The 24,085-nt window shown below is 62.4% G+C and carries 24 protein-coding genes; 6 read left to right on the forward strand and 18 right to left on the reverse strand.

What is annotated here, in order from left to right:
- Nucleotides 1–23: 23 nt before the first annotated feature.
- Genes FHX10_RS00565 through FHX10_RS00575 form a run of 3 tightly spaced genes read right to left on the reverse strand, consistent with a single transcriptional unit; the run spans nt 24 to nt 2,920 of the window.
- Complete coding sequence (locus tag FHX10_RS00565; RefSeq protein ID WP_063474391.1) at nt 24–1,151, reverse strand: ABC transporter permease; 1,128 nt, start codon at nt 1,149–1,151, stop codon at nt 24–26.
- A complete protein-coding gene (locus FHX10_RS00570) occupies nt 1,148–2,077 on the reverse strand; it encodes an ABC transporter permease (RefSeq protein WP_063474685.1) in 930 nt (309 codons plus the stop codon). Before FHX10_RS00570 ends, FHX10_RS00565 begins: the two co-directional genes overlap by 4 nt.
- A gap of 57 nt (nt 2,078–2,134) precedes the next feature.
- Nucleotides 2,135–2,920, reverse strand: coding sequence for an ABC transporter ATP-binding protein (locus tag FHX10_RS00575; RefSeq protein ID WP_063474392.1), 786 nt, complete (start codon nt 2,918–2,920; stop codon nt 2,135–2,137).
- Nucleotides 2,921–3,014: 94 nt separating this feature from the next.
- Here FHX10_RS00575 and FHX10_RS00580 point away from each other — a divergent pair, with 94 nt between their 5' ends.
- Nucleotides 3,015–3,428: a cupin domain-containing protein gene (locus FHX10_RS00580; protein WP_025570392.1), complete on the forward strand. Its 414-nt coding sequence runs from the start codon at nt 3,015–3,017 to the stop codon at nt 3,426–3,428.
- Nucleotides 3,429–3,486: 58 nt separating this feature from the next.
- Here the strand turns inward: FHX10_RS00580 and hydA are convergent, their stop codons facing one another.
- The 3 genes from hydA to FHX10_RS00595 are packed head-to-tail and all read right to left on the reverse strand — an operon-like array spanning nt 3,487 to nt 6,835.
- Nucleotides 3,487–4,941, reverse strand: coding sequence for a dihydropyrimidinase (gene hydA, locus FHX10_RS00585; RefSeq protein WP_063474393.1), 1,455 nt, complete (start codon nt 4,939–4,941; stop codon nt 3,487–3,489).
- 35 nt (nt 4,942–4,976) lie between these two features.
- Entirely contained in the window at nt 4,977–5,582 is a 606-nt protein-coding gene (locus FHX10_RS00590; RefSeq protein ID WP_063474394.1) for a hypothetical protein, read from the reverse strand.
- On the reverse strand, nt 5,582–6,835 hold the full coding sequence (locus FHX10_RS00595; RefSeq protein ID WP_063474395.1) for a Zn-dependent hydrolase: 1,254 nt from the start codon (nt 6,833–6,835) through the stop codon (nt 5,582–5,584). Before FHX10_RS00595 ends, FHX10_RS00590 begins: the two co-directional genes overlap by 1 nt.
- A gap of 301 nt (nt 6,836–7,136) precedes the next feature.
- Here FHX10_RS00595 and FHX10_RS00600 point away from each other — a divergent pair, with 301 nt between their 5' ends.
- Nucleotides 7,137–7,787, forward strand: coding sequence for a TetR family transcriptional regulator C-terminal domain-containing protein (locus FHX10_RS00600; RefSeq protein ID WP_063474396.1), 651 nt, complete (start codon nt 7,137–7,139; stop codon nt 7,785–7,787).
- A gap of 3 nt (nt 7,788–7,790) precedes the next feature.
- Here the strand turns inward: FHX10_RS00600 and FHX10_RS00605 are convergent, their stop codons facing one another.
- From FHX10_RS00605 to FHX10_RS00615, 3 genes are all read right to left on the reverse strand, one after another.
- A complete protein-coding gene (locus FHX10_RS00605; protein ID WP_063474397.1) occupies nt 7,791–10,358 on the reverse strand; it encodes an HWE histidine kinase domain-containing protein in 2,568 nt (855 codons plus the stop codon).
- Complete coding sequence (locus tag FHX10_RS00610; protein ID WP_063474398.1) at nt 10,355–10,921, reverse strand: biliverdin-producing heme oxygenase; 567 nt, start codon at nt 10,919–10,921, stop codon at nt 10,355–10,357. Before FHX10_RS00610 ends, FHX10_RS00605 begins: the two co-directional genes overlap by 4 nt.
- A 158-nt stretch (nt 10,922–11,079) precedes the next feature.
- A complete protein-coding gene (locus FHX10_RS00615; RefSeq protein ID WP_063474399.1) occupies nt 11,080–11,979 on the reverse strand; it encodes a LysR family transcriptional regulator in 900 nt (299 codons plus the stop codon).
- Nucleotides 11,980–12,080: 101 nt separating this feature from the next.
- On the opposite strand from FHX10_RS00615, the gene FHX10_RS00620 reads away from it, so the two are divergent.
- Nucleotides 12,081–13,103 carry an NAD(P)-dependent alcohol dehydrogenase gene (locus tag FHX10_RS00620; RefSeq protein WP_184389020.1) on the forward strand — a complete coding sequence of 341 codons (1,023 nt, stop codon included), beginning with the start codon at nt 12,081–12,083 and terminating at the stop codon, nt 13,101–13,103.
- A gap of 104 nt (nt 13,104–13,207) precedes the next feature.
- On the opposite strand, the gene FHX10_RS00625 is transcribed toward FHX10_RS00620, so the two are convergent.
- On the reverse strand, nt 13,208–13,618 hold the full coding sequence (locus FHX10_RS00625) for a rhodanese-like domain-containing protein (protein WP_063474401.1): 411 nt from the start codon (nt 13,616–13,618) through the stop codon (nt 13,208–13,210).
- Nucleotides 13,619–13,689: 71 nt separating this feature from the next.
- Between FHX10_RS00625 and ftrA the strand changes: the two genes are divergently transcribed.
- A complete protein-coding gene (gene ftrA / locus FHX10_RS00630) occupies nt 13,690–14,691 on the forward strand; it encodes a transcriptional regulator FtrA (RefSeq protein WP_063474402.1) in 1,002 nt (333 codons plus the stop codon).
- A gap of 69 nt (nt 14,692–14,760) precedes the next feature.
- On the opposite strand, the gene preA is transcribed toward ftrA, so the two are convergent.
- The 4 genes from preA to FHX10_RS00650 form a co-directional block, all read right to left on the reverse strand.
- Nucleotides 14,761–16,074: an NAD-dependent dihydropyrimidine dehydrogenase subunit PreA gene (gene preA, locus FHX10_RS00635; RefSeq protein WP_047618719.1), complete on the reverse strand. Its 1,314-nt coding sequence runs from the start codon at nt 16,072–16,074 to the stop codon at nt 14,761–14,763.
- A gap of 15 nt (nt 16,075–16,089) precedes the next feature.
- A complete protein-coding gene (locus FHX10_RS00640; protein WP_063474403.1) occupies nt 16,090–17,451 on the reverse strand; it encodes an NAD(P)-dependent oxidoreductase in 1,362 nt (453 codons plus the stop codon).
- 408 nt (nt 17,452–17,859) lie between these two features.
- Nucleotides 17,860–18,855 (reverse strand): sensor histidine kinase, encoded by a 996-nt coding sequence (locus FHX10_RS00645; RefSeq protein ID WP_047618776.1) that lies wholly within the window; start codon nt 18,853–18,855, stop codon nt 17,860–17,862.
- A gap of 190 nt (nt 18,856–19,045) precedes the next feature.
- A complete protein-coding gene (locus tag FHX10_RS00650) occupies nt 19,046–19,840 on the reverse strand; it encodes a response regulator (RefSeq protein WP_047618726.1) in 795 nt (264 codons plus the stop codon).
- A gap of 256 nt (nt 19,841–20,096) precedes the next feature.
- On the opposite strand from FHX10_RS00650, the gene FHX10_RS00655 reads away from it, so the two are divergent.
- Both FHX10_RS00655 and FHX10_RS00660 read left to right on the forward strand, forming a co-directional pair.
- Nucleotides 20,097–20,303, forward strand: coding sequence for a NepR family anti-sigma factor (locus FHX10_RS00655; protein WP_024319398.1), 207 nt, complete (start codon nt 20,097–20,099; stop codon nt 20,301–20,303).
- A 9-nt stretch (nt 20,304–20,312) separates the two neighbouring features.
- Complete coding sequence (locus FHX10_RS00660) at nt 20,313–20,870, forward strand: RNA polymerase sigma factor (protein WP_007630757.1); 558 nt, start codon at nt 20,313–20,315, stop codon at nt 20,868–20,870.
- 382 nt (nt 20,871–21,252) lie between these two features.
- Here FHX10_RS00660 and FHX10_RS00665 read toward each other — a convergent pair whose 3' ends face one another.
- The 4 genes from FHX10_RS00665 to FHX10_RS00680 form a co-directional block, all read right to left on the reverse strand.
- Nucleotides 21,253–21,654, reverse strand: a complete 402-nt coding sequence (locus FHX10_RS00665) for a hypothetical protein (protein ID WP_063474404.1) — start codon at nt 21,652–21,654, stop codon at nt 21,253–21,255.
- A 9-nt stretch (nt 21,655–21,663) separates the two neighbouring features.
- Nucleotides 21,664–22,008, reverse strand: a complete 345-nt coding sequence (locus tag FHX10_RS00670) for a DUF883 family protein (protein WP_063474405.1) — start codon at nt 22,006–22,008, stop codon at nt 21,664–21,666.
- A gap of 147 nt (nt 22,009–22,155) precedes the next feature.
- Complete coding sequence (locus FHX10_RS00675; protein WP_097595704.1) at nt 22,156–22,950, reverse strand: heme ABC transporter ATP-binding protein; 795 nt, start codon at nt 22,948–22,950, stop codon at nt 22,156–22,158.
- Between the two features lie 24 nt (nt 22,951–22,974).
- Nucleotides 22,975–24,084, reverse strand: a complete 1,110-nt coding sequence (locus FHX10_RS00680; RefSeq protein ID WP_097595705.1) for a FecCD family ABC transporter permease — start codon at nt 24,082–24,084, stop codon at nt 22,975–22,977.
- Nucleotide 24,085: the final 1 nt, after the last annotated feature.

The raw sequence follows: 24,085 nt of genomic DNA on the forward strand, positions 1-24,085 counted from the left end.
CTGTTTGCAAAGCCCGCGCGCGTCTAGCCACCACGGATAGACGGATGCCAGAACGTCACCGCCCGTTCGGTCAGGGCGATGACACCATAGAAGATCGAGCCGGCCAGCGCCGCGACGGCGATTTCCGCCCAGACCATGTCGACATTCATGCGGCCGATCTCGGTGGAGATGCGGAAGCCCATGCCGACGATCGGCGTTCCGAAGAATTCCGCAACGATGGCACCAATCAGCGCCAGCGTCGAGTTGATCTTCAGTGCATTGAAAATAAAGGGCATTGCTGCCGGAAGCTTGAGCTTGAGCAGCGTCTGCCAGTCGCTCGAGGCATAGGTGCGCATCAGGTCGCGCTCCATGCTGCCGGAGGCGGCAAGGCCGGCGACGGTGTTCACCAGCATCGGGAAAAAGGTCATGATGATGACGACGGCGGCCTTCGACGGCCAGTCGAAGCCGAACCACATGACCATGACGGGGGCAACGCCAATGATCGGCAGAGCCGACACCATGTTGCCGATCGGCAGCAGGCCGCGGCGCAGGAAGACGATGCGATCGGCCAGCACCGCGACGGCGAAGCCGCTGAGGCAGCCGACGATGTAACCGATCAGCACCGCCTTGAAGATCGTCTGCCTGACATCGTCGCCGAGGATCGGCAGCGAGGCCATGATGCGCGCGCCGATGGCGCTCGGCGGCGGCAGCAGGATGAAGGGGACGCCGGCACCGCGCGTAACCGCCTCCCAGAGGATGAGTATCCAGGCGCCGAAGATCGCCGGGATCAGCAGTTGGAGTGTCGATCTGCCGAAGGCGGTGACGGGCTGCAATTTCGACAGCTCGGTGACGCATCGCCAGGCAAGCAGCCAGCAGGCAAAGAGCAGCAGGAAGAAAGCCCGTGTGGCCGCGCCGTCATTGCCGGAGAGAGCGGAAAGCAGCATCCAGGCGGCGCCATGTGCGCCGATAAACAAGACGGTGGCACGATAGGCCGGCGGCTGCGGCGCGAAGGACAGGAGGGCTGCCGCGATGACGATGGTGAAAGTGAGGCTTGCCGTGCCGTCGGTGAAGGGGCGCGGCGCGCCATCGGCCAGGAGCGGCAGGGCCGTCAGCGCCGCGAGACAGAGAAGGAGGGCAACGACGCCTTGCCAGGAAAAGCTCAGATGTCTCATGCCGGCCTCCCGCCCATGGTGCGGTCGACGATCTTCGCCGCAAGGCCGACGATCGCGACCAGGATACCGGCCAGCAGCGATCCGGCGACGAGGGCGGCCCAGATGTCGATGGTCTGGCTATAATAGGAGCCGGCGAGCAGCTTCGAGCCGATGCCGGCGACAGCCCCCGTCGGCAACTCGCCGACGATGGCGCCGACCAGGCTGGCGGCGATCGCGACCTTCATCGAGGTGAAGAGGAAAGGGATCGAGGCGGGAACGCGGAGCTTCCAGAACGTCTGCATCGGGCTGGCATAATAGGTGCGCATCAGGTCGAGATGCATGATTTCGGGCGAACGCAGCCCCTTCACCATGCCGACGGCGACCGGAAAGAAAGAGAGGTAGGTGGAGATCAGCGCCTTGGAAACGAGGCGGGAAGTGTCGGAATCGAGGTTCAGCAGATGCGCAATTGCATTGTCGCCGGTCAGCACATTGTAGGAGATGATGACGATCATCGGTGCAATCGCAAGGATCGGTATGGTCTGGCTCGCCACCAGCCAGGGCATCAGCGAGCGGTCCATGGCGCGATTGTGCACGATCAGCACGGCAAGAAGGATGCCGAGCAGCATGCCGAAACCGAAGCCGAGCAGGGTCGAGGAGAGCGTCACCCAGCTGTGATAGACGAGGCTGCGATTGCTCGAAAGGCTGCGCAGGAAGGTGTTCTCGTAGACGTTCTGCGCCACCTGATGCGGCGCCGGCAGGATCGGCTTCGGCTGGGCGAGCGTCTTGCCGATGAATTCGATGGTCGTAGGGGTGGCGCCGGCGCGGCCGTCCATGTCGCGCTGGAACGGCGCGTTCATCAGGACCGCAGCGACATACCAGATGACGAGGAGGGCCAACAGAATGGTGGTGACGGGGACGATCTTGTCTTTGAAGGTGTCGGGTTTCACAGCGACTGCCCCCATTTGCTGGCCCCGGACGCCCAACCATCCCTCGAACTCAACCGGCTAAACCTCATGGCTATGCCCCGTTCTCAGCCCCTCGCGGACGCGATGGGCGATTTCCAGGAATTCGGGGGTGTCGCGGATGTCGAGCGGGCGTTCGGCAGGCAGGGTCGAGTCGATCACGTCGGTCACGCGGCCCGGACGCGGCGACATCACCACGATCTTGGTCGAGAGGTAGACCGCCTCGGGGATGGAATGGGTGACGAAGCAGATCGTCTTGTTGGTGCGGGTCCAGAGCTTCAGCAGCTCTTCGTTCAGATGGTCGCGGACGATCTCGTCCAGCGCGCCGAAGGGCTCGTCCATCAGCAGCAGGTCGGCGTCGAAGGCGAGCGCGCGGGCGATCGAGGCGCGCTGCTGCATGCCGCCGGAAAGCTGCCAGGGGAATTTCTTCTCGAAGCCGGAAAGACTGACGAGATCGAGCGCTTCGGCGATGCGCCTCGTCCGGTCGGCGCCAGAATATCCCATGATTTCCAGCGGCAGGGCGATGTTGTTTTCGATGGTGCGCCAGGGATAGAGCGCCGGCGCCTGGAAGACATAGCCGTAGGCACGGGCCTTGCGCGCCTCTTCCGGCGTCATGCCATTGATCGAGATCTCGCCCGAGGTGCTCTTCTCCAGATCGGCGATGACACGCAGGAAGGTCGTCTTGCCGCAGCCCGACGGGCCGATGAAAGAGACGAAATCGCCCTTGCGAACATCGAGATTGACATTGCTCAGGGCACGCACCGGGCCGTCATTCGCCTGGTAGGTGAGACAGAGATCCTTGGCGGATACGACGGAGGGTGCTTGCATCAATGCGACCAGTCTTGTTTTCCCCGCGGGAACGCGGTTTGCGTGTTATCATTATCGCCGGTTTTATCGACGATACATTCCATGGAGGATGAGGATGGACGTGACATCAAAGCCCACCTGCCACATCGTTCGCCCCAATCATGCCTATGACGGCAAGCAGGGTCTCAGCTATTTCGAAGGGGTCGCGGCCGAGACGGTCGGCGCCAAGGGCATCTGCATGCACCTCCTGACGATCCCACCCGGCGTGCGCGCCAAGGCGCATCTGCATGAGGCGCACGAGACGGCGATCTACATGCTCTCCGGCGAGGCGCATACCTGGTACGGGGACCGGCTGGAGCATCACGTCGTCGTCCATGCCGGCGAACTTTTCTATATCCCGGCAGGCGTGCCGCATCTGCCGGCAAACCTCAGCAGCACGCCGTGCACGGCGGTCATCGCGCGCACCGATCCGAACGAGCAGGAGAGCGTCGTGCTGCTGCCGGAGTTGGACGCTTTGGTGCCGGCGTGAGGTCATTGGCATGGAGGCGTCGGTCCCCGGTTGATGGCCGTATCGTTACGCACCATCATCATACGCCGGTTGCCGGAATGCCGCTGCGCTCCACCTTGCGCGGAGAGGTGATCTCCTTCCAGGTGGACAGCGCCTTGCTGACGGCCGTCACCGGCTCGCGCCGGACGAATTCGCCGTGGCCCTCGCGGGTCTTGATGGTGCTTTCCTCGATCGCGACGATGCCGCGCGTCAGCGTGTAGCGCGGCAGGCCGGTCACTTCCTTGCCCTCGAAGACGTTGTAGTCGATCGCCGACTGCTGGGCCTTGGACGAGATGGTCTTGGAACGTTTCGGATCCCAGACGACGATATCGGCATCGGCGCCGACCAGGATCGCGCCCTTCTTCGGATAGATGTTGAGGATCTTGGCGATGTTGGTCGAGGTGACGGCGACGAATTCGTTCATCGTCAACCGGCCTGTGTTGACGCCATGCGTCCAGAGCATCGGCATGCGGTCTTCGAGGCCGCCGGTGCCGTTCGGGATCTTGGTGAAATCGCCGACGCCGAAGCGCTTCTGCGCCGTGGTGAAGGCGCAATGGTCGGTGGCGACCACCTGCAACGAGCCGGAGGCAAGGCCCGCCCAAAGCGAGTCCTGATGCTGTTTGCTGCGGAAGGGCGGCGACATCACTCGGCGGGCGGCGTGATCCCAGTCGGGGTTGGAATATTCGCTCTCGTCGAGCGTCAGGTGCTGGATCAGCGGTTCGCCATAGACACGCATGCCTTTGGCGCGGGCGCGGCGGATCGCCTCGTGCGCCTGTTCGCAGGAGGTGTGGACGATATAGACCGGGCAGCCGGCCATATCGGCGATCATAATGGCGCGGTTGGTGGCTTCGCCCTCGACTTCTGCGGGCCGCGAATAGGCATGCGCCTCGGGGCCGTTATTGCCTTCGGCCAGCAGCTTTGCCGACATCGAGGCGACGACGTCGCCGTTTTCGGCATGCACCAGCGGCAGGGCGCCGAGTTCGGCGCAGCGCTGGAAAGACGCGAACATCTCGTCGTCGTCCACCATCAGCGCGCCCTTATAGGCCATGAAGTGCTTGAAGGTGTTGATGCCCTTGTCGCGGACGATGGTCTCCATCTCCTTGAAGACCTGCTCGCTCCACCAGGTAACCGCCATGTGGAAGGAATAATCGCAATTGGCCCGGGTCGATTTGTTGTCCCACATGGTCAGCGCTTCGAGCAGGGACTGGCCGGGGGCGGGGAGCGCAAAATCGACCACCATCGTCGTGCCGCCGGAAAGGGCCGCGCGCGTGCCGCTCTCGAAATCGTCAGAGGAATAGGTACCCATGAAGGGCATTTCGAGATGGGTGTGCGGGTCGATGCCGCCCGGCATGATATAACAGCCGGAGGCGTCGAGGGTTTCGTCGCCGGAGAGGTTCGGGCCAATCTCGACGATCTTGCCGCCATCGATCTTGACATCCGCCTTGTAGGTCAGGTCGGCGGTGACGATGGTGCCGTTCTTGATGACTGTGGTCATGGCTGCTGTTCCTTTTCCCCGCGATCTTGTTGCTCTTATGGCTCCACTGCCATCGTCAGTGTGCCGTTTCTAAGGAGTTCCGCACCCTTGGCGATAAGGCTGTAGACGTCCGCCTCGCTCAACTCATCGTGCGCGTCATGCTCTTCCTCATAATACCAGTCGGGCCGCTCGACGACATCGGTGCCGCCGATTGACAAGGACCAAAAACCATCGCTTTCGCGAAAGTAGAAATCCTTGCCGTCGATCAGCCCGGTTGACTGTACGGGTTGGCTGCCCTGGGGGCGTTTGATCAGTATGCCGGGCATGGAGGGGCCGAGCTCGATTCGAACGACGCCAGTCCCAGGCCCAGAGATATAATAGGTCTGGTGGGGCGCATCTGGGTCGCGGTCATCTGAATGGGCCAGTTGAACACCAGAAGGTTTATAGCGCCAAAGGCTCGATATTTGCGGAAGCCTGATCCGCTCGCCTGCCGTGTTGATGCCAATGTAGAAAATCTGCATGCCAGGTACATCGCCCCACGGACCTTCGTTCACCGGCGTCTCATTGGCACTAGCCCATGCAAGATCGTCGGGAGTTTGCTGAAAGTAGAACTTAAAAGCATCAGGATAATCGAGATAAGTCGTCGGCAAGTCTGACGTCATCACACCACGATCTCCGCCGTCTCGACCACCGCATGGAACAGCACGTCGGCTCCAGCCGTCGCCCATTCCTTGGAAATCTCCTCGGCCTCGTTGTGAGAGAGACCACCCACGCACGGGCACATGACCATCGTCGCAGGTGCAACCTTGGCGGCCCAGCAGGCGTCGTGGCCGGCGCCGGAGATGATGTTCATGTGGCTGTAGCCGAGCCTCTCGGCGGCATCGCGCACCGAGGTGACCAGTTTCGGATCGAAGGTGATCGGCTCGAAGTGGCCGATTGCCTCGATGGAACAGCCGACGCCGAGCGCATCGGTGATCTCGGGCGCCTTCGCCTCGATCTTGGCCCGCATCCGGTCGAGCTTCTCCTTGTCGGGCGAGCGGATGTCGACGGTGAAGACGACCTTGCCCGGCAACACGTTGCGGGAATTCGGCGAGAAGAACACCTGGCCGACACCGCCGACGGCGCCCGGCTGTTCGCCCATCGCCACACTCTGGACCATTTCCAGAATGCGGGCCATGGCAAGGCCGGCATTGACACGCAGGTTCATCGGCGTCGAGCCGGTATGGGCTTCCTTGCCGATCAGCGTGAATTCCAGCCACCAGAGGCCCTGGCAGTGGGTGACGACGCCGATCTGCTTTTCTTCTGCTTCCAGGATCGGTCCTTGCTCGATGTGATATTCGAAATAGGCATGCATCTTGCGGGCGCCGACCTCTTCGTCGCCGACCCAGCCGATGCGCTTCAGTTCGTCGCCGAACAGATTGCCCTCGGGGTCCTTGCGATTATAGGCAAAATCCAGGCTGTGCACGCCGGCGAAGACGCCCGACGCCAGCATGGCGGGGGCAAAACGCGCGCCTTCCTCATTCGTCCAGTTGGTGACGACAACAGGATGTTTGGTCTTGATGCCGAGGTCGTTCATGGTGCGGACGACTTCGAGGGCGGCAAGCACGCCGAGCACGCCGTCATATTTGCCGCCGGTCGGCTGGGTGTCGAGATGCGAGCCGACATAGACCGGCAAGGCATCGGGATCGGTGCCGGGGCGGGTGGCGAACATCGTGCCCATGCGGTCGATCCCCATGGTCAGACCGGCATCGTCGCACCATGTCTTGAAGAGGCTGCGGCCTTGCGCATCCGCATCCGTCAGCGTCTGGCGATTGTTGCCGCCGGCGATGCCGGGGCCGATCTTCGCCATGTCCATGAGACTGTCCCAGAGACGGTCGCCATTGACGCGCATGTTCTCGCCTGGTGCTGCCACCATTTCCTATGCCCTCACCTGTTTGCGGCAGTCATGCAAAGGGCATGCCTGCCTGTTCCCGTGGTCTATTCCTGCGCTTCTTATTGGTTTTGTCGAGCGCCGGAAAATCGCCAGTTGCCTTTGTTTTTCATCTGGCGGATAATTTGACCGATTGGTAAACATTACAACTTCCACCGCCGGGCTCAAGACGAAAATCACGAAAATCGCCGATAAAAATACGGGCAGTTGCTCAACAAAGCGGCAGGAGGTGTCTCCGGGCAAAACTTGAGCGAAGAAGTTGAATTTCAAGGGGAAATAACAGCCTGTGACCATACCGAGAGCAGCGAAAACCCTAAGGCGGACGCGAATCCAGGAGGAGAAGGAAGAGCAGATCCTGGAGGCGGCGCTCGACGTGTTTTCGGCAAGCGGCTTCCGCGGCTCGACCATCGACCAGATCGCCGAAGTGGCCGGCATGTCGAAACCCAATCTGCTCTATTACTTCCGCACCAAGGAAGCCATGCACCGGGCGCTGATCGACCGGGTGCTCTACACTTGGCTGGAGCCGCTGCGGGCCTTCGACGCCGAGGGCAATCCCGAGGAGGAAATCCGCAGCTACATCAGACGCAAACTGGAGATGGCCCGCGATTTTCCGCGCGAGAGCCGGCTTTTCGCCAATGAGGTGCTGCAGGGCGCGCCGCATATCGAGGACGAGCTGAAGGGGCCGCTAAAGGAACTGGTCGACGAGAAGGCGGAGGTCATCCGCGCCTGGGCGAAAGCCGGCAAGATCGTCAAATGCGACCCCTACCATCTGATCTTCTCCATCTGGTCGACGACGCAGCATTACGCAGATTTCGACGTCCAGGTGCGGGCCGTGCTCGGACAGGAGCATTCCGGCGATGGGCGCTTCGAGGATGCGGCGCGGTTTCTGGAGCAGCTCTTCATCGGCGGGCTGCGACCGGATCCCATCGGGACGTGACCTTTACTCTCTCCTAGGAAGCGGCACCCGGGCAAGAATATCCGTCATGCCTTCCATCGTATAGGGCTTCTGCAGCACAGGTGCGTCCGAATGGCTGTTCGCCTGGGCGATGCCTTCCCCATAACCTGTGGCAAAAATGAAGGGCACGCCGTCAGCTGCGAGCCGGTCGGCGATCCCGAAACTCGTCTCATCGCCGAGATTGACATCGAGAAGCGCCAGATCGAAGGACCGGCCAGCCAGGATTTCCATCGCCTCGGTGACACTTGGCGCCGTTGCCACCTCGGCGCCGAGCCGGCGCAGGATGTCCTCGCCATCCATGGCGATGATCAGGTTGTTTTCCACCAGCAGAACATTCAGGCCGGAGAGTGGCTGAGCGTCGGCAATCGTCTTGCGATCGGCCGCTCCGACCGGAGCCGGCTTTGACGGTTCGCTCGTCGGGCCGACGACATGTCGCGCCGGAATGCAGAAATCCGCCTCGAGCCCGTCCTTGGCGTAGCGGACCTCCGCCTTGCCGCCGAGGTCATAGGGAATCGAGCGGCGGATGATGGTCGAACCGAAGCCGTGGCGTTTGGGTTCGATGACGGGCGGGCCGTCCTTTTCGTGCCAGTCAATGTGCAGATTGCCCTCGTCGTCGCGCCGCCAGCCGAGTTCGACGGTGCCGCTGCCGTTGCCGGAAAGACTGCCGTATTTGGCGCTGTTGGTCATCAGCTCATGGAAAACAAGGGCGGCGGTGGAGAATGCCTGCGGTTCCAGCAGTACGTCCTCGCCGCTCATCCGGATGCGTTGTGCGTTTTTCCCGAGATAGGCGGCAGTTTCCGCCAGCAGCAATTGCCGGAGCGAAGCGGGCGCCCAGTGGTCGCGGGTAATCTGATCATGGGCACGGGCGAGCGACTGGATGCGGCCCTCGAGCTGGCGGATGTAGTCGCCAAGGCTGACGGAGGTTGCCTGTGACTGCCGGACGATACCGGTGATGAGGCTCAATATGTTGCGGACACGGTGGTTCAGTTCGGCGATCAGCAGTTCCTGGCGCTCGTTTGCCGTCTGGCGCGCCATGCTGACCTCGTCGGTGAGGCGCAACACCACCTCGATCAATGTAACGCGGATGGTTTCGGCGACGCGGTGCTCGGCTTCGGTGAAGGGCAGCGAGCGGCCGCGCACCAGTTCAGACCAGGCTTCGAAACTCTTGCGCGGCGTCAGCCGCGGGCCGTTAGGGCCGTACTCCACCGGCTTATACGGGTCGCCGCCCCAGCGGACAGTGCGCACCAATTCCTGACGGAAAAGCACGACATAATCGCGCGGCGAACGCGAGATGGGGATGGCGAGCATGCCCGCCACCGCGTCGTCGACTTCAAGATCCGGATAGGCTTCTGCGAGCCTGTCCACGGCATAGATGCGGCCGGCGGCATTGCGGTTGAGGTGGCGGACGAGGGCTGTGAAGCCTCTCTCGTCCGGCCCGATGCCGGCAAGTGCCAGCCGGCCGTTGATCCAGACGCCGATGCCGTCGGCAGGAATGGCGTCGGCAAGCGCCTCGATCAGCCAGGCGGGATCGTCGAGCAGGCTTGCATTGTCCGCCACGGAGGTGAGGAGCCGGTCGGCGATGCGGCGCGCCTTGGTCTCGTATTCGAGAGCCTGCCGCCGTTCGCGGCTTTCAAGGCGCGAAGCAAACATCTGGCCGAAGAGTTCGGCAGTGGAGCGGCTTTGGGCCGAAGGCAGACGCGGGCCGTAGTGATGGCAGGCAAACAGGCCCCAGAGCCTGCCGTCGACGACGATCGATATGGAGAGCGAGGCGCCAACGCCCATGTTTTTCAAATATTCGATATGGATCGGCGAGACCGAACGCAAGACCGACATGGAAAGATCGAGCGGCTGGCCGTGTTCGTCGAGCGGCGGGAGGATCGGGACCGGGACGGCGTCGACATCGGCAATGATGCGGAACAGGTTGCGCAGATAAAGCGCGCGTGCCTGCACCGGAATGTCGGAAGCCGGGTAGTGCAGCCCGAGAAACGAGCCGATCCCGGCCCGGGCGGCTTCCGCCACGACTTCGCCGGAACCGCTTTCGTCGAAACGGTAGACCATGACCCGATCGAAGCCGGTGAGGGCGCGCGCCTGTCTTGCTCCTTCGCGGAAAAAAGCCTCCATTGTTTCCGTGTGATCGAGGCGGGACATCATGCTGCGCATTGAGAGGGAAGCGGCGTCGCGCCTGTCTTCCTGGCAGCGCTCGCCTTCGATGATGACCTGACCTTTGTTCAGATGCACGGCAACGTCGAACCTGTTTTGATCGGGCGTCAGAGCAATGCCGAAAATGCGCTCGACGACGTCGGAGCTGCGCAACGTGGTCAGCTTGTTGCGGACCGTGTGGAGTGCTTCAGGGGTGATCAGGGAGACAATGGGACGGCCGATCGCGTCGGTCTGCGCAACACCGAGGAACTCCACCAGATTTGTAGAGGCGCGCGTGACAATCCAATCTGAGGATACCGCCAAGAGAAAACCGAAGGGTTGAACCGAGCCGAGCTGGTGTATCGGCTCGCGGTCGCAATTGGTGAGATCGACGGGTTCGTGCGTGCCGCTCATTGGACAGCTTCCGTGGGGACCGCTTCCATCGGGGCCGCTTCCAGCGCGAGTTGCCCGGCTTTGAGGAAGAGGTCGAAGACATCGCGGGCAGCGGTTATGGCAGCGGCGGGATCGTCGACGTTGCTCCCGTCAAGACGATCCATGAAGAGCCGCATGGCGTCCTTTGGGCCTTGCGGGCTCAGGTAGCTGCCGGGCAAGTGATCAGGGATGGCCTTGGCGAGCAGGGCGCCGCCGAGCTTGGAGCCTTCAAGGACGTAGGCAGCCCCCCAGACCGCCGCGTCGCAATGCAATGCCGGTTGCGGAAGGAGCGGGGGCAATCGATCGTCGAGCGCCCTTATGTCGGCAGCGAGCAGGTGTGCACGCCTTCGTCCCGTCCAGTCGGGGAGCAGGCGGGCGATTCCGGCTTGCTCAAGCGCATGTTCGACTGATGGTACGACCTGGGCATGGGCGCGCAGGAAGGCCTTGTAATCCTGGGGGCGTGAGAGGTTGAAACTGCCGAAGAGAGTGTCGACCGCGGCGTGGCAATCTGCTGTTTGTGCGCGGAGGGCGCTGCGAAGTGACATGCTGACCGTGTTCCGAGTGATATGGCGTGCGCTATGAGGGGCGACGAACTAGCGATATACTGCGGCATCGGGTTATTTCCAGAGAAACGGCTAGGAATAACATAGGTTTCTCGCCAGCTGGTGGCTGCAATCCACCATTGGCGATCAGCACCCAACGTTCAGCCCATCATTGCGGGCAGTCTGGCGGCGAGCGTGTCGATCGCGAGCCTCACCTTGGGCAGCATGACCGGGGAGCGTAGCCAGATGGCATGGGCATCGAAGACATTGGCCGGTTCGTGCTTCAGCACCTGAATGAGCCGGCCTGCCAGCACCTGCTCGCGTACCAGCCAGCAAGGCAGCCAGGCCAGGCCGCGCCCGGCGACGGCGGCATCGGAAATCGACGCGAGGTCGTCGAGCCGCAGCCGTGCCTTCGGCTGCATCCGCCGTCCGGGATCGGCTGCAGTGGGGAATATCCACCCTTTGTCGTTATCGCCCCGCCTGTAAACGATGCCTTCATGCAGCGGAATATCGGAGATCGTCTGCGGCGCGCCATATCTTTCCAGATAGGCGGGCGATGCACAGACGGTCATGCGCTGGCGGGCGATCGCCCGGGCCATCAGATCCGGATTGTCCTTCAGCGGTCCGTTGCGGATGGCAAGGTCGAAGCCGTCCTCGAGCAGGTCGACGATCCGGTCGCTGAAGGAAAGGTCGAGTTCGAGATCCGGATGTTCATCGAGCAGGCTTGCGAGGATCGGCGCGATGCAATGGCGGCCGAAAAGCACGGGCATGGAGATGCGCAACCGGCCGCGCACATCACGCCGGCCGGATTCCAGCATGGCTTCCCCGAGGCGGATTTCCTCGACCGCTCGCAGGCAGCGCTCGTAGAAGAAACGGCCTTCCTCGGTCAGGCTCTGCATGCGCGTCGTGCGGTTGAAAAGCCGAACGCCGAGACGCTGTTCCAGACGTGCGATCGTCTTGCCGACGGCCGAGCGCGTGAGGTGGAGCCGCTCGGCGGCAGCCGAAAAGCCGCCTGCCTCGACGGCTTCGACAAAAATCGAGATCCCCTTCAGCTGTTCCATTTGTTTCCTCTTTGGAACCATTCTGGCGAATTAATATCGCAACTGGCGCAAAATATTCAACGATATGTTTTCGCTCCCTGCAATGGACAAGGAGCAAGACAATGCAGACAACACGGCAATGGCAGATCGATGCGGTTGGATCGGAGCACAATCTCACGGTCGGCGAGCGGAGGCTCGAACCGGTTTCGGGAAACAGGATCCTGGTCCGGACGGAAGCCGTCTCGCTCAATTTCCGCGACCGGCTGGTGATGGAGAGCGGTATGGGATTGCCGCTGCAATTTCCCTTCGTGCCGGCCTCCGATATGGCGGGGGTCGTGGAGACGGTCGGGCCTGAGGTCACCCGTTTCAAGCCGGGCGACCGGGTCATTTCGACCTTTTCGCCCGACTGGATCGACGGACGCGGGTTGGGCGATGCCCGCACGCCGCCTTACAAGACACGCGGCGGCGTCTATCCCGGCGTCCTTTCCCAATACACCGTTCTGTCGGAGGAATGGTATTCGCGCGCACCCGATACGCTCGATGCAGCACAGGCGAGCACCTTGCCCTGCGCCGGGCTGACTGCCTGGTTCGCCTTGATCGAACGCGGCGGTCTGAAGGCCGGTGACAAGGTGCTGGTGCAAGGCACCGGCGGCGTGGCGCTTTTCGGCCTGCAGATCGCCAAGGCGCACGGCGCCGAGGTCTTCATCACCTCAGGCAGCGCGGAGAAGCTCGAGCGCGCCGTTGCTCTCTGCGCCGATCACGCGATCAACCGCCGCGAGGGCGACTGGGTTGAGCAACTCTACCAACTGACCGGCGGCTATGGCGCCGACCACGTGCTTGAGATCGTCGGCGGCCCGCATCTCGACCTGGCACTGAAAGCGGTGGCGATCAATGGCCGCATTTCCGTGATCGGCGTGCTCGAAGGCTTCGAAGTCTCCGGCCAGGCCGCTCCGCTGCTGCTCAAGGCGCCTGTCGTGCAGGGCATTTCCGTCGGCCATCGCCGCGCGCTGGAAGACCTGGTGCGGGCAGTCGACCAGAACGGGCTGAAGCCCGTGATCGACAAGCGCTATGCCTTCGACGAATTCCCGCAGGCGCTCGATCATCTCTATCGCGGGCCCTTTGGCAAGGTGGTCGTCGAGTTCTGACGGTCGCGATCTTCCGTTCGATTAAGTTATGCGGCCATTCAAAGGGCGACAGCGCCGGGCATCTGAAAAGACGCGCGGCGCTGCCGGCGGAGAAGGGAGGCCGCTCAGGCCGCGGCTGGAACGCCTTGTTCGAAGGTGAAGCGTTCATCGGCCCAGCCGGTCATGCCGCCGATCATCAGTTTCACGGACAGGCCGAGGCGGGAGAGGCGAAGTGCGGCCTTGTCAGCGCCGTTGCAATGCGGGCCGGCGCAATAGACGACGAAGAGCGTGTCGGAGGGCCAGGCCGACATGCGGTGCGCCGTCATCTTTCCATGCGGCAGGTTGATGGCGCCGGGAATGTGGGACTGTGCAAAGAGCGTCGGCGAGCGTACGTCGAGAAGAACGAAATCGACCTTGCCAGATGCAAAGGCTGCGTGGACGTCGGAGCAATCGGTCTCGAAGGCAAGCTTGGCGGCAAAATGGGCAGCGGCGATATCAGCAGCGGCGGCGGGGATGTCTGCGACGGGGCTTGGCATTTGCGATTTCCTTTTTGGTTCGAATTGCAGCCTGGTATCGCCGATGCTAAAGCTCTGCGAAATTGGCCATCATGACTGACAGCGTAAAGATCATGCCAAACTCCTCGCCGCAGCAGACGAAAGGACCGCTGGTCGCAGCGCTTGCCTATGACGGGCTCTGCACTTTCGAATTCGGCATCGTCTATGAGGTCTTCGGCCTGCCACGCCCGGAGATGGGGGAGGATTGGTATCGCTTCTCGGTCTGCGGCATCGAACCGGGGCCGCTTCGCGCCGCCGGAGGGCTGACGGTCGCCGTCGACAAGGGCCTGGAGGTGCTCGATGAGGCGGATCTGATCGTCGTGCCCGGCTGGCGGGCGATTGATGCGCCGGTGCCGGCACCCCTCGCGAGAGCACTGACGGCAGCGCATCAGCGCGGCGCGCGCATCATGTCGCTCTGCTCGGGCGTTGCAGTTCTTGCCGGATCGGGACTGCTTGCCAACCGCAGGGCGACGACACATTGGCGCTATGTCGCCACGATTGCCGCGCGTTATCCCGACATCACGCTCGATGCCGACGTTCTCTACATGGACGAAGGCAGCCTGCTGACGGCGGCAGGCAGTGCTGCCGGCATCGATCTCTGCCTGCATGTGGTGCGCGGCGATTTCGGTTCGGAGGCGGCAAACAGCGTCGCCCGCCGGCTGGTCGTGCCACCGCATCGCGAAGGCGGACAGGCGCAATTCATTCGCGCGCCGGTTCCCGAGGAGCGCGAGGGCATCCGCTTGGGGCCGCTGATCGAATGGATGCGCGAAAGCCTTTCCGAGGACCAGCCGATCAGCCTGCTTGCCAAAAGAGCCGGTATGAGCATGCGCACCTTTCAGCGGCGCTTCGAAGCGACGACGGGTCTCAGCGTCGGCGAATGGCTGCTGACGGAGCGGCTGCGCCATGCCCGCGATCTGCTGGAGAGGGAACTTGCCGTTTCGCTCGACGATATCGCCGTCGCCAGCGGCTTTGGAACACTGGCGACGATGCGGCATCATTTCCGCAGGCGGCTCGGGACGAGCCCCAATGCCTATCGGAAGTCGTTCGGCGGTTAAATTGGCCCGAGGCTTCGAACGTTACTGGCAAGACTGCAACGCCGCGGATTTCCGCGGCGTTGCAAATCCCTATTCCGCCGCCTGGCGTGCCATCGGGTTGTTCGGGTGCGTCGTCCAGTTGGCATAGTTCGGGTCGACGACGCGGCCGGTGCGCTTGTCGAGGGTGCCGGCGGGAAGCTGCTCCATGGTGATGCAGTTCTCGACCGGGCAGACGCTGACGCAGAGATTGCAGCCGACGCATTCCTCGTCCATCACCTCGAAATGACGAGCGCCGTTGACGAAGTTGGTGATTGCCTGGTGCGAGGTATCCTCGCATGCGATGTAGCAGCGGCCGCACTTGATGCAGGCGTCCTGGTCGATCTTGGCCTTGGCGATGTAGTTGAGGTTCAGATACTGCCAGTCGGTGACGTTGGGCACGGCGCGGCCGGTAATGTCGTCGAGGTTGCGGTGGCCTTTTTCGTCCATCCAGTCGGAGAGGCCCGTGATCATCTCCTGGACGATCTTGAAGCCGTAGGTCATCGCCGCTGTGCAGACCTGGACGTTGCCGGCGCCGAGAACGAGGAATTCGGCCGCGTCCCGCCAGGTGGTGATGCCGCCGATGCCTGAGATCGGCAGGCCGTAGGTTTCGGGATCACGGGCGATCTCGGCCACCATGTTGAGCGCGATCGGCTTGACCGCCGGGCCGCAATAACCGCCGTGGCTGCCCTTGCCGCCAACCGTCGGGTTGGGGGCGAAGTTGTCGAGATCGACGGAGACGATCGAATTGATCGTGTTGATCAGCGAGACGGCATCGGTGCCGCCCGCCTTGGCGGCGCGGGCGGGGCGGCGGACATCGGTGATGTTGGGCGTCAGCTTGGTGATGACGGGCATTCGGGTGTACTGCTTGCACCAGCGCACGACCATTTCGATATATTCCGGCACCTGGCCGACCGCGGAACCCATGCCGCGCTCGGACATGCCGTGCGGACAGCCGAAATTGAGCTCGATGCCGTCGGCGCCGGTCTCTTCGACCAGCGGCAGGATCGCCTTCCAGGCCTGCTCCTCGCAGGGTACCATGATCGAGGCGATCAGCGCCCGGTCCGGCCAGTTCATCTTCACCTGCTTCATTTCCCGCAGGTTGGTATAGAGGTCGCGGTCGGTGATGAGCTCGATATTGTTCAGCCCCAGCAGGCGGCGGTCGGCGCCCCAGATCGCGCCGTAGCGCGGGCCGTTGACGTTAACGACAGGCGGGCCTTCCTCGCCCAGCGTCTTCCAGACCACGCCGCCCCAACCGGCCTTGAAGGCACGCTCGACGTTGTAGGCCTTGTCGGTCGGCGGCGCCGACGCCAGCCAGAACGGGTTCGGGGACTTGATGCCGACGAAATTATTGCGGAGATCAGCCATTGTTCATTCTCCCCTTCATGCAACCGCGACAGCCGGAGCGGCGGCCGCGGTGAGGGTGCGGTGGATGGATTCAGCCGCGTCGCGACCGTGGGCGACGGCGGAAACCGTGAGGTCGTCGCCGCCGAAGACGCAGTCACCACCGGCCCAGACGCCGTCGAGCGAGGTATGGCCTTCGCCATCGACGGCGATGCGGCCGCTTTCCATGCGCAGCGAACCGAGACCGGAGGCGTCAAACGTCTGGCCGATCGCCTTGAAGATCTGGTCGGCGGCAATGACGCCGGTTTCGCCGGTGCCGACCAGGCGGCCTTCGAGAAGCTTGGTATATTCCACTTCGATGGCGGCGACTTTGCCGTCCTGCGACAGGATCGATTTCGGCGCCAGCCAGTGGCGGATGATGACGCCCTTGGAGCTTGCCAGATCCTGCTCGAATTCCGAAGCGTTCATGTGTTCCTTGCCACGGCGGTAACAGATCGTCACCTCCTCGGCGCCAAGCAGCTTCGCCTGCACGGCAGCGTCGATCGCCGTCATGCCGCCGCCAAGGACGACGACGCGGCGGCCGACGGCGATTTCGCTCTTGTTTTCAGCCTGACGCAGTGCCGCGATGAAATCGACGGCGTCGTCGACGCCTGCGAGGTTCTCGCCCTCGATGCGCAGCGCGTTGACGCCGGCAAGGCCGATACCGAGGAAGACGCCGTCATATTGGGCCTGCAGATCGGCAAGCGAGAAATTGCGGCCGAGAAGCTGCCCATGCCGGACCTCGATGCCGCCGATCGAGAGGATGTAGTCGACTTCCTTCTGGGCGAAATCGTCGACCGTCTTATAGGTGGCGATGCCGTATTCGTTGAGGCCGCCGGATTTTTCCCTGGCATCATAGATGACGACGGAATGGCCTTTCACGGCCAGGCGATGGGCGGCGGCAAGGCCGGCTGGGCCTGCGCCGACGACGGCGATCGTCTTTCCGGTCGGTTCGGCCCTGGCATAGAACTGCTTGCCGGCCTGCATGGCGGCATCTGTCGCATAACGCTGCAGGCGGCCGATCTCGACGGGCCGCTCTTCGGCCGTGTTGCGCACACAGGCCTGTTCGCAGAGTTCTTCGGTGGGACAGACGCGGGCGCACATGCCGCCAAGGATGTTCTGATCGAAGATCGTCTTTGCCGAGCCGATCGGATTGCCCGTCGAAATCTGGCGGATGAACAGCGGAATGTCGATCGAGGTGGGACAGGCCGTCATGCACGGCGCGTCATAACAGAAATAACAGCGGTCGGCGGCGACCAGCGCCTCGTGATTGTCGAGGCGCGGATGCAGATCGGAAAAATTAGCCTCATACTCGGCGGGCGAAAGCCGGCCAGCATGAATCCCAGTTTCCAGTCGTTCCATTGAAGTTCCCTCATTATTGGTAAACGGCCTGTGAGGGAAAGCGTAACTCAGGTTTAAAAATTTATCAAACGGTAAAATTTTGACGGTTTTCTCTTGCTGGATGCCAAGTAATCAATTGTTTTTATTGGAAGAATTTATCTGGTCCGCATTCGTGAAATGGCTGGACGCGCCCCGCGCCAAGGGCATCGGAAAAAAGATTCAAAAAAGTCGAATTTTTTTCCGATCGGAGGGAACCAAAGTTTGATGTCGCCGTTATTGCGATATCCGGATGGTGATCGCATCGACCCAACATGCGCGCCCCCAACCCACTATCCGGACGTACTCACGGTCCCCTCCCGGTGAGTGAAGACAGCCGGTGCGCCGCCCTCGCACCGGCTGTTTTTCCGTTTGGGGCCTATTTCCAGGCTTTCACACGCGTTTGAAGATCTCGAATTCGGTTTCCGGAATGGTCAGGCGATACTCGATGCGGCCGGGAACGAGTTTCAGCTCCGCCTTGCCATTGACCGACGAAGGCACGACCCGCTCCAGCACGGTGCGGCCGAAGCTGTTGTCGCTGAATTCGTGGACTTCCGACTGATCATGAAGCACCTCCGCCCAAGCGACTTCGATCGCCTTCCTGTCGCCGATTGCGGCTTCGCGGCAATTCAGCGTGATCGAGGCGGCGCCGCCTGATATCGCGCCGTAGGAGGCGGAGTTGACGATGAGTTCGTGGAGGGCGAGCCCGAGATGCACGGCGGCATTCGGCGTCAGATGCGCATTGATGCCATAGATCGGCATGGAGCCTGATGTTTCCGGCCAATAGGGGGCGAACTGCTTTTCGGCGAGTTCGAAGAGATAGGCGCCGCGCCAGCTCGAATCGGTAATCAGATCCTGCGAGTTGGAAAGCGATTGCAGCCGTCCGCGGAATTTGAGGAGGAAGGTGTCGAGAGACAGCGTGTTGCGCGCGGTCTGCGTGGCAATCCCCTGGATGATGGCGAGAAGGTTCTTCGAGCGGTGTGAGAGTTCGCGCAGCAGCGATTTCAGCACTTTTTCGCGGTGCCGGCTTTCGGTCACTTCGGCCATGACGGAGAGAAGTCCGTGCGCGCCGCGTTCACCGGTGCGCTGGATCTTCAGTTCATAGGTACGCCTTTCGCCGTCGACGTCGATCTCGACCTCGGCATTGTTGGGGATCCCGGTTTCCAGCACCTTGTGTTTCAGCGCTGTCAGATATCGCCCATGGGCGTCGCCGAAAAGGGCAGCGTCGCTGTTGCCGGGCATAAAGAGCGCTGCAAAATGCGGCGGCAGATTTTCGGCGTAGAAGATCGACAGCCGGGCGTCTTGGCAGAGGATTGAAATCCCGGCGCTGCCGAGCGCGCGTTCCATCATTGCGGCTTTGCCTTCGAAGGTGAAAGGCACGCCGGACAATGGTTCAGTCGTATTCACTCGACCGCCTTTCCTTGTGACATCTTGAACGTCGCTGAAGGGAGCGCCCTTCCAGACACCGCCTGTCAACTCTAGAACAAAGCGCTGCAAAAACCGTTAAAGCCACCGGAGTCCCGGTAGCACCGGAACGCATGCTTTGGCGATTTGGTTCCGAAGTCCGGAAAATTGCGTCTCAGGCGGCCACTCTGGTCGATTCGTTGAAGAAAAGAGCTTGGCTGATCAGTGCCTTGACCATGTCCGGATTGAAGGGCTTGGTGACAAGGAAAGTCGGCTCAGGGCGCTCGCCGGTCAGAAGCCGTTCAGGGAAAGCGGTGATGAAGATCACCGGCACGCTCGACGTCTTCAGGATGTCGTTGACTGCGTCGATACCGGAACTGCCGTCGGCAAGCTGGATGTCGGCCAGCACCATGCTCGGCTTGGTCTTATTGTAGAGCGCGACGGCTTCGGCATGCGTGCGGGCGATGCCGGTGACGCGATGGCCGAGGCTTTCGACCATCTGCTCAATATCCATGGCGATCAGCGGCTCGTCCTCGATGATCATGATATCGGTGGCGACCTGACGGGAAATTTCCTGCGAGGCCACGTCGAGCAGATGCATGACGTCCTGTTCCTCGGTTTCCAGGATATCGGCGATTTCGGCGACGCGAAAATTTTCCACGGAGGCGAGCAAAAAGGCCTGACGGGCACGAGGCGAAACCTTGGAAAGGTTCAGTGTGGCGCGTTGCTCCCAGGCATAGGGCGAAGTCGGCTCTGGAATCTGGACTGCGGTGGAACCAAACAGTTGCGTAAACAGTTTGTAGAGTGCGACCCGGTCGTTCGCCGTATCCGGGAAAATCGACAGATCGGCGATGATGGCTTCGAGGACGGCGGCGACATAGGCGTCGCCCGAAGTCTGGGTGCCGGTGAGGGCGCGGGAATAGCGGCGCAGATAAGGAAGGTGCGGCGCAATTCGAGTAGAAAGTGTCATTAATGGCTCCTGCATACAGGCCGGCATTGGCTTCAATGAGCGGTTAACGTCGCCTTGCTAAAAAAGTTCCGGAACGGGAGGAACTTTTTTTGTCGCGCCGCATTATTCCAGCCGACAATGAAAGGGCGTAGCGTTTTGACCCATGCAACGGCAAATACTGGCGACATCGACACTGGAACGTTCGGAGTCGATGGTTGAAATCATGATTGATCCCCTGCACGCCCCTCTAACAGACAACCGGCGAGAAGACGAATTGATGACTACACGCAAGAAAGAGGCAGCCGATCAGCGAAAGCTGGAGCTGCGGGCAAGCGACATCCTGGACCCGAACAATCAGATCGGCGTCAGGTTGCGGTCGCTTTATGCGGCCGCACAGGATGAAGCGATTCCCGATCGTTTTCTCGACCTTCTCGAAAAGCTCGACCATGCTGAAATGATGGCTTCCGCCAAAATGGCCGAATAGGATCGCCGCATGGAAGATAAAGCGCAACCCAGCTTCAAGCGGGAACTGCTGGCGGCACTCCCCAGTCTTCGCGCCTTCGCGATCTCGCTCATCGGACGGCACGACCGTGCCGACGATCTCGTCCAGGACACCATCATGAAAGCCTGGGCCAAACAGGATCATTTCGAGATGGGCACCAATATGAAGGCCTGGCTCTTCACGATCCTGCGCAACGAACTCTACAGCCAGATGCGCAAGAGCGGCCGCGAGGTTCAGGACAGCGACGGGCTGTTTACGGAATCGATGGCGATGCATCCCTCGCAATATGGCGCGCTCGATCTGCAGGACTTCAAAAAGGCGCTCGACCAGCTGCCGCCGGACCAACGCGAAGCGATCATCCTCGTCGGCGCCTCGGGTTTCTCCTATGAGGAGGCCGCCGAAATCTGCGGCTGCGCCGTCGGCACCATCAAGAGCCGCGTCAACCGGGCCCGCCAGCGACTGCAGGAATTGCTGCAGATATCAGGCGAGGCGGATTTCGGCCCCGACGCCACGTCGGCGCCGCTGACGTCGAAGGCCTTTGCCTTCTGACAAGAGTTATACTTGGGAGGAAGGCCGGCTGCCCCTTCGGGCGCCGGCTTTTTTGCGTTCGTGGGAGTGTTAGAAGGGCGTGTATCCAAAAGTGGTGGATAGTTGTCTAACGCGCACTACTGTTCGTCCCTCATTCCTGTGCTCGTCACAGGAATCCAGTGCGCCCAAGTCCTTGGGCGCGAAAGGTTTTTCCCACCTGCCGTGTCGGTTCATTCACCGCGCGGAACGCGCCGTAGCTGGATTCCTGTGACAAGCACAGGAATGAGGGAGAGCGAGGTGGGAGTCATGCCTAATCTTCCGCTGGTAATGTGAAGAGGAAATACTTTCCCCTCTCCATTCTCGTGACAGTTGCGGGATAGGAGCAGGTGGGTTGCCACCTCAATCAATCCTCGCGCTTCGAGCCCACCAGATTGGCCGCGACGATTGCCGCCAGGACGCCGGCGGTCAGGAGCGGCTGGGCGCGGACGAGGCCGAGCCCGACCGTTGCCAGCGATTCCAGTGCCGCGCGGCGTTCACGGGCGCGGCGCGCTTCCCGGGCGTTGATGATCGCCATCACCACCAGCGCGATGATGGCGATCAGCAGCGCGCAGGCGGCCAGGAAGAGGGCCGCGCCGACCGGGCCGTAGATGCCGGCGAGCCAGATGGCGCCGGCGGTGACGGCCAGCGCGTAGGCGGTGAGGAGGAAGAGCACGGCAAGCGCAATGAAGATGCCATTGCGCTTGGCGCGTGCAACGGTGCGGTGCACGCTTGCGCCCGTCAGCAGGCTGAGGATCGATAACAGCATCGCGCTTCCTCAGCGCCGGGCGAGGAAGGCGATGGCAAGGCCGAAAGCGGCTGCGGCGCCGATCGTTGCCAATGGATGCTTGCGCACGGTCTCGCGCATTTCGGTTGCGCCGCGCTCATAGCCCTGCTGCAATTCGCGCAGCAGATCCTCGCTCCGGCCGAGCAGTTCCTCATAGCCGGCGCTGGCCTGGCCGCGGATTTTGTCGCCCTGGTGGCGTGAGCTCTTGCCAACGAGGCGGGTCAGTTCCGCGAGTTCGTCGCGCAACGCTTCGATCTGCTCCTCGATGCCGGATTCCAAATTGTGGAAGGTGCCGTTGCGGCGGCTGCGGCCGGACTGGAAGATAGAATAGCTCATGGCTGTCTCCATTGGCTGGGGCGCGCGCAAGCTCGCCTGTTTCGCACGTGGGTCACCACCGTCCGTTGCATGAATCATATCGCCCGGCATTGACCCAGATCACTGCCGACAACGTGTCGCACGGTCAAAAGTTCCGTGCAGACAGGCTCAGGGGCGGGAAACGGCGCTGTGGGCGAGCACGAAGGGGGTGCCGTCGGCCGGCACCTGATTGATCCGCAGCGCGCAGCCGAACACCGACAGCATCGTTTCGTCGGTCAGCACGTTACCGATGCTGCCGGCGGCGGCGAGGCGGCCGGATTTCATCAGCACGATGCGGTCGGCAAAGAGCGCCGTCAGGTTGAGATCGTGCATGACGGCGATGACACCGCCGCCGCGTTGGCAGAAGTTGCGGGCGAGCGTCATGATGGTCAGCTGGTGGCTGATGTCGAGGCTCGAGACCGGCTCGTCGAGCAGCAGCCAACAGGGCTTGCCATCGACGACGGGCTCGGCGATCTGGCAGAGCACGCGGGCAAGCTGCACGCGCTGCTGCTCGCCGCCGGAGAGTTCCTGATAGAAACGGCCTTCGAAGCCGGTCAGGTCGACGGAGGCGAGCGCGGCCGCCGCCGTCTGCTCGGCCTTGTCGGGATGCAGGTTGAGGCCTGATGTCAGGCCCATGCGGACGATCTCGCGCACGGTGAAGGGAAAGGAGATGGTGCTTGCCTGCGGCAGCACGCCGCGGATGGCGGCAAGCTGCCAGGGTTTCAGCCCCTTGACCTCGTCGCCGCCGATGCGCACCGAGCCGCCATAGGCAAGTTCGCCGGAGATGGCTTTCATCGTCGTCGTCTTGCCGGAGCCGTTCGGTCCGGCAATCGCCGTCAGTTCGCCGCCCTTTGCGGTGAAGGCAACGTCGCTGATGATGGCCTTGCCGGAAAGGCGCACGGAGACGCCGGAAACTTCGATCATCTGAACGTCACTCACAACATCCGCTCACAGCGCAAGACGCGAACGCTGCCTCAGCAGGATCCACAGGAAGAACGGCCCGCCGACCGCCGCGGTGATGATGCCGATCGGCAGTTCGGCCGGCGCAACCAGGGTGCGCGCCAGGACATCCGCGAAGATCAGCAGCGAGCCGCCGAGAAGCGCTGCGGCCGGCAACAGGAAACGATGGTCCGGGCCGATCGCCATGCGCAGGATATGCGGCACGACGATCCCGACGAAACCGATGCCGCCGCTGACGGCGACGGACGCGCCGGTCGCCGCGGCGACCCCGACGATCGCGACATTTTTCAGCCGTTGCACCGGCACGCCCATATGAAAGGCGGCCGCCTCGCCGAGCGTGATGGCATTGAGGCCGCGCGCCATGAAGGGCAGGGCGGTGAAGGACAACAGGATGATTGGGCCGGCCGCGGCGATCTTCGTCCATGTGGCGCCGGCAAGCGAGCCCATGCTCCAGAAGGTCAGGTCGCGCAACTGCTGGTCGTTGGCCATGTAGATCAGCAGTCCTGTCATGGCGAGGGCAAGCGCGCCGAGTGCAATGCCGGCAAGCAACATCGTTGCCACGGAGGTCTGGCCGTGACGGGTGGCGATCCGGTAGAGCAACAGCGTCGTGACGAGACCGCCGCCGAAGGCGGCCGCCGGCAGAGCGTATATGCCGAGAAGGGCTGAGAGCGGGGCTGCGATGCCGCCGCCGAGCACGATGATGGTGACTGCGCCGAGGCTTGCGCCGGAGGAGACGCCGACGAGGCCTGGATCGGCCAGCGGATTGCGGAACAGGCCCTGCATCACCGCACCGGAAACCGCGAGCGAGGCGCCGATCAGGAAGCCGAGGATCGCCCTGGGCAGGCGGATATCGAAGATGATGATCCGGTCACGCATGCTGAGCGCCGTCTCGGAGCCGGCCATCTTGCTGATAACGTCGAGGATCGAGGCATCTGAAGCGCCTGTCGTCACCGAAAACAGCATCGAGAAGACCGAGCCGGCGGCAAGCAGAACGATTGCCAGCAAGGCAAGCCGCGTCCGGTCGCCCGCCGGCCTGATTTCGCGCATGTCTGCCATCGACACGTGTCGCCCTCGTTCCATGGCTTGCGGCAGGGCCATG

The organism is Rhizobium sp. BK591 (assembly GCF_014195045.1).
Classification (GTDB): domain Bacteria; phylum Pseudomonadota; class Alphaproteobacteria; order Rhizobiales; family Rhizobiaceae; genus Rhizobium; species Rhizobium anhuiense.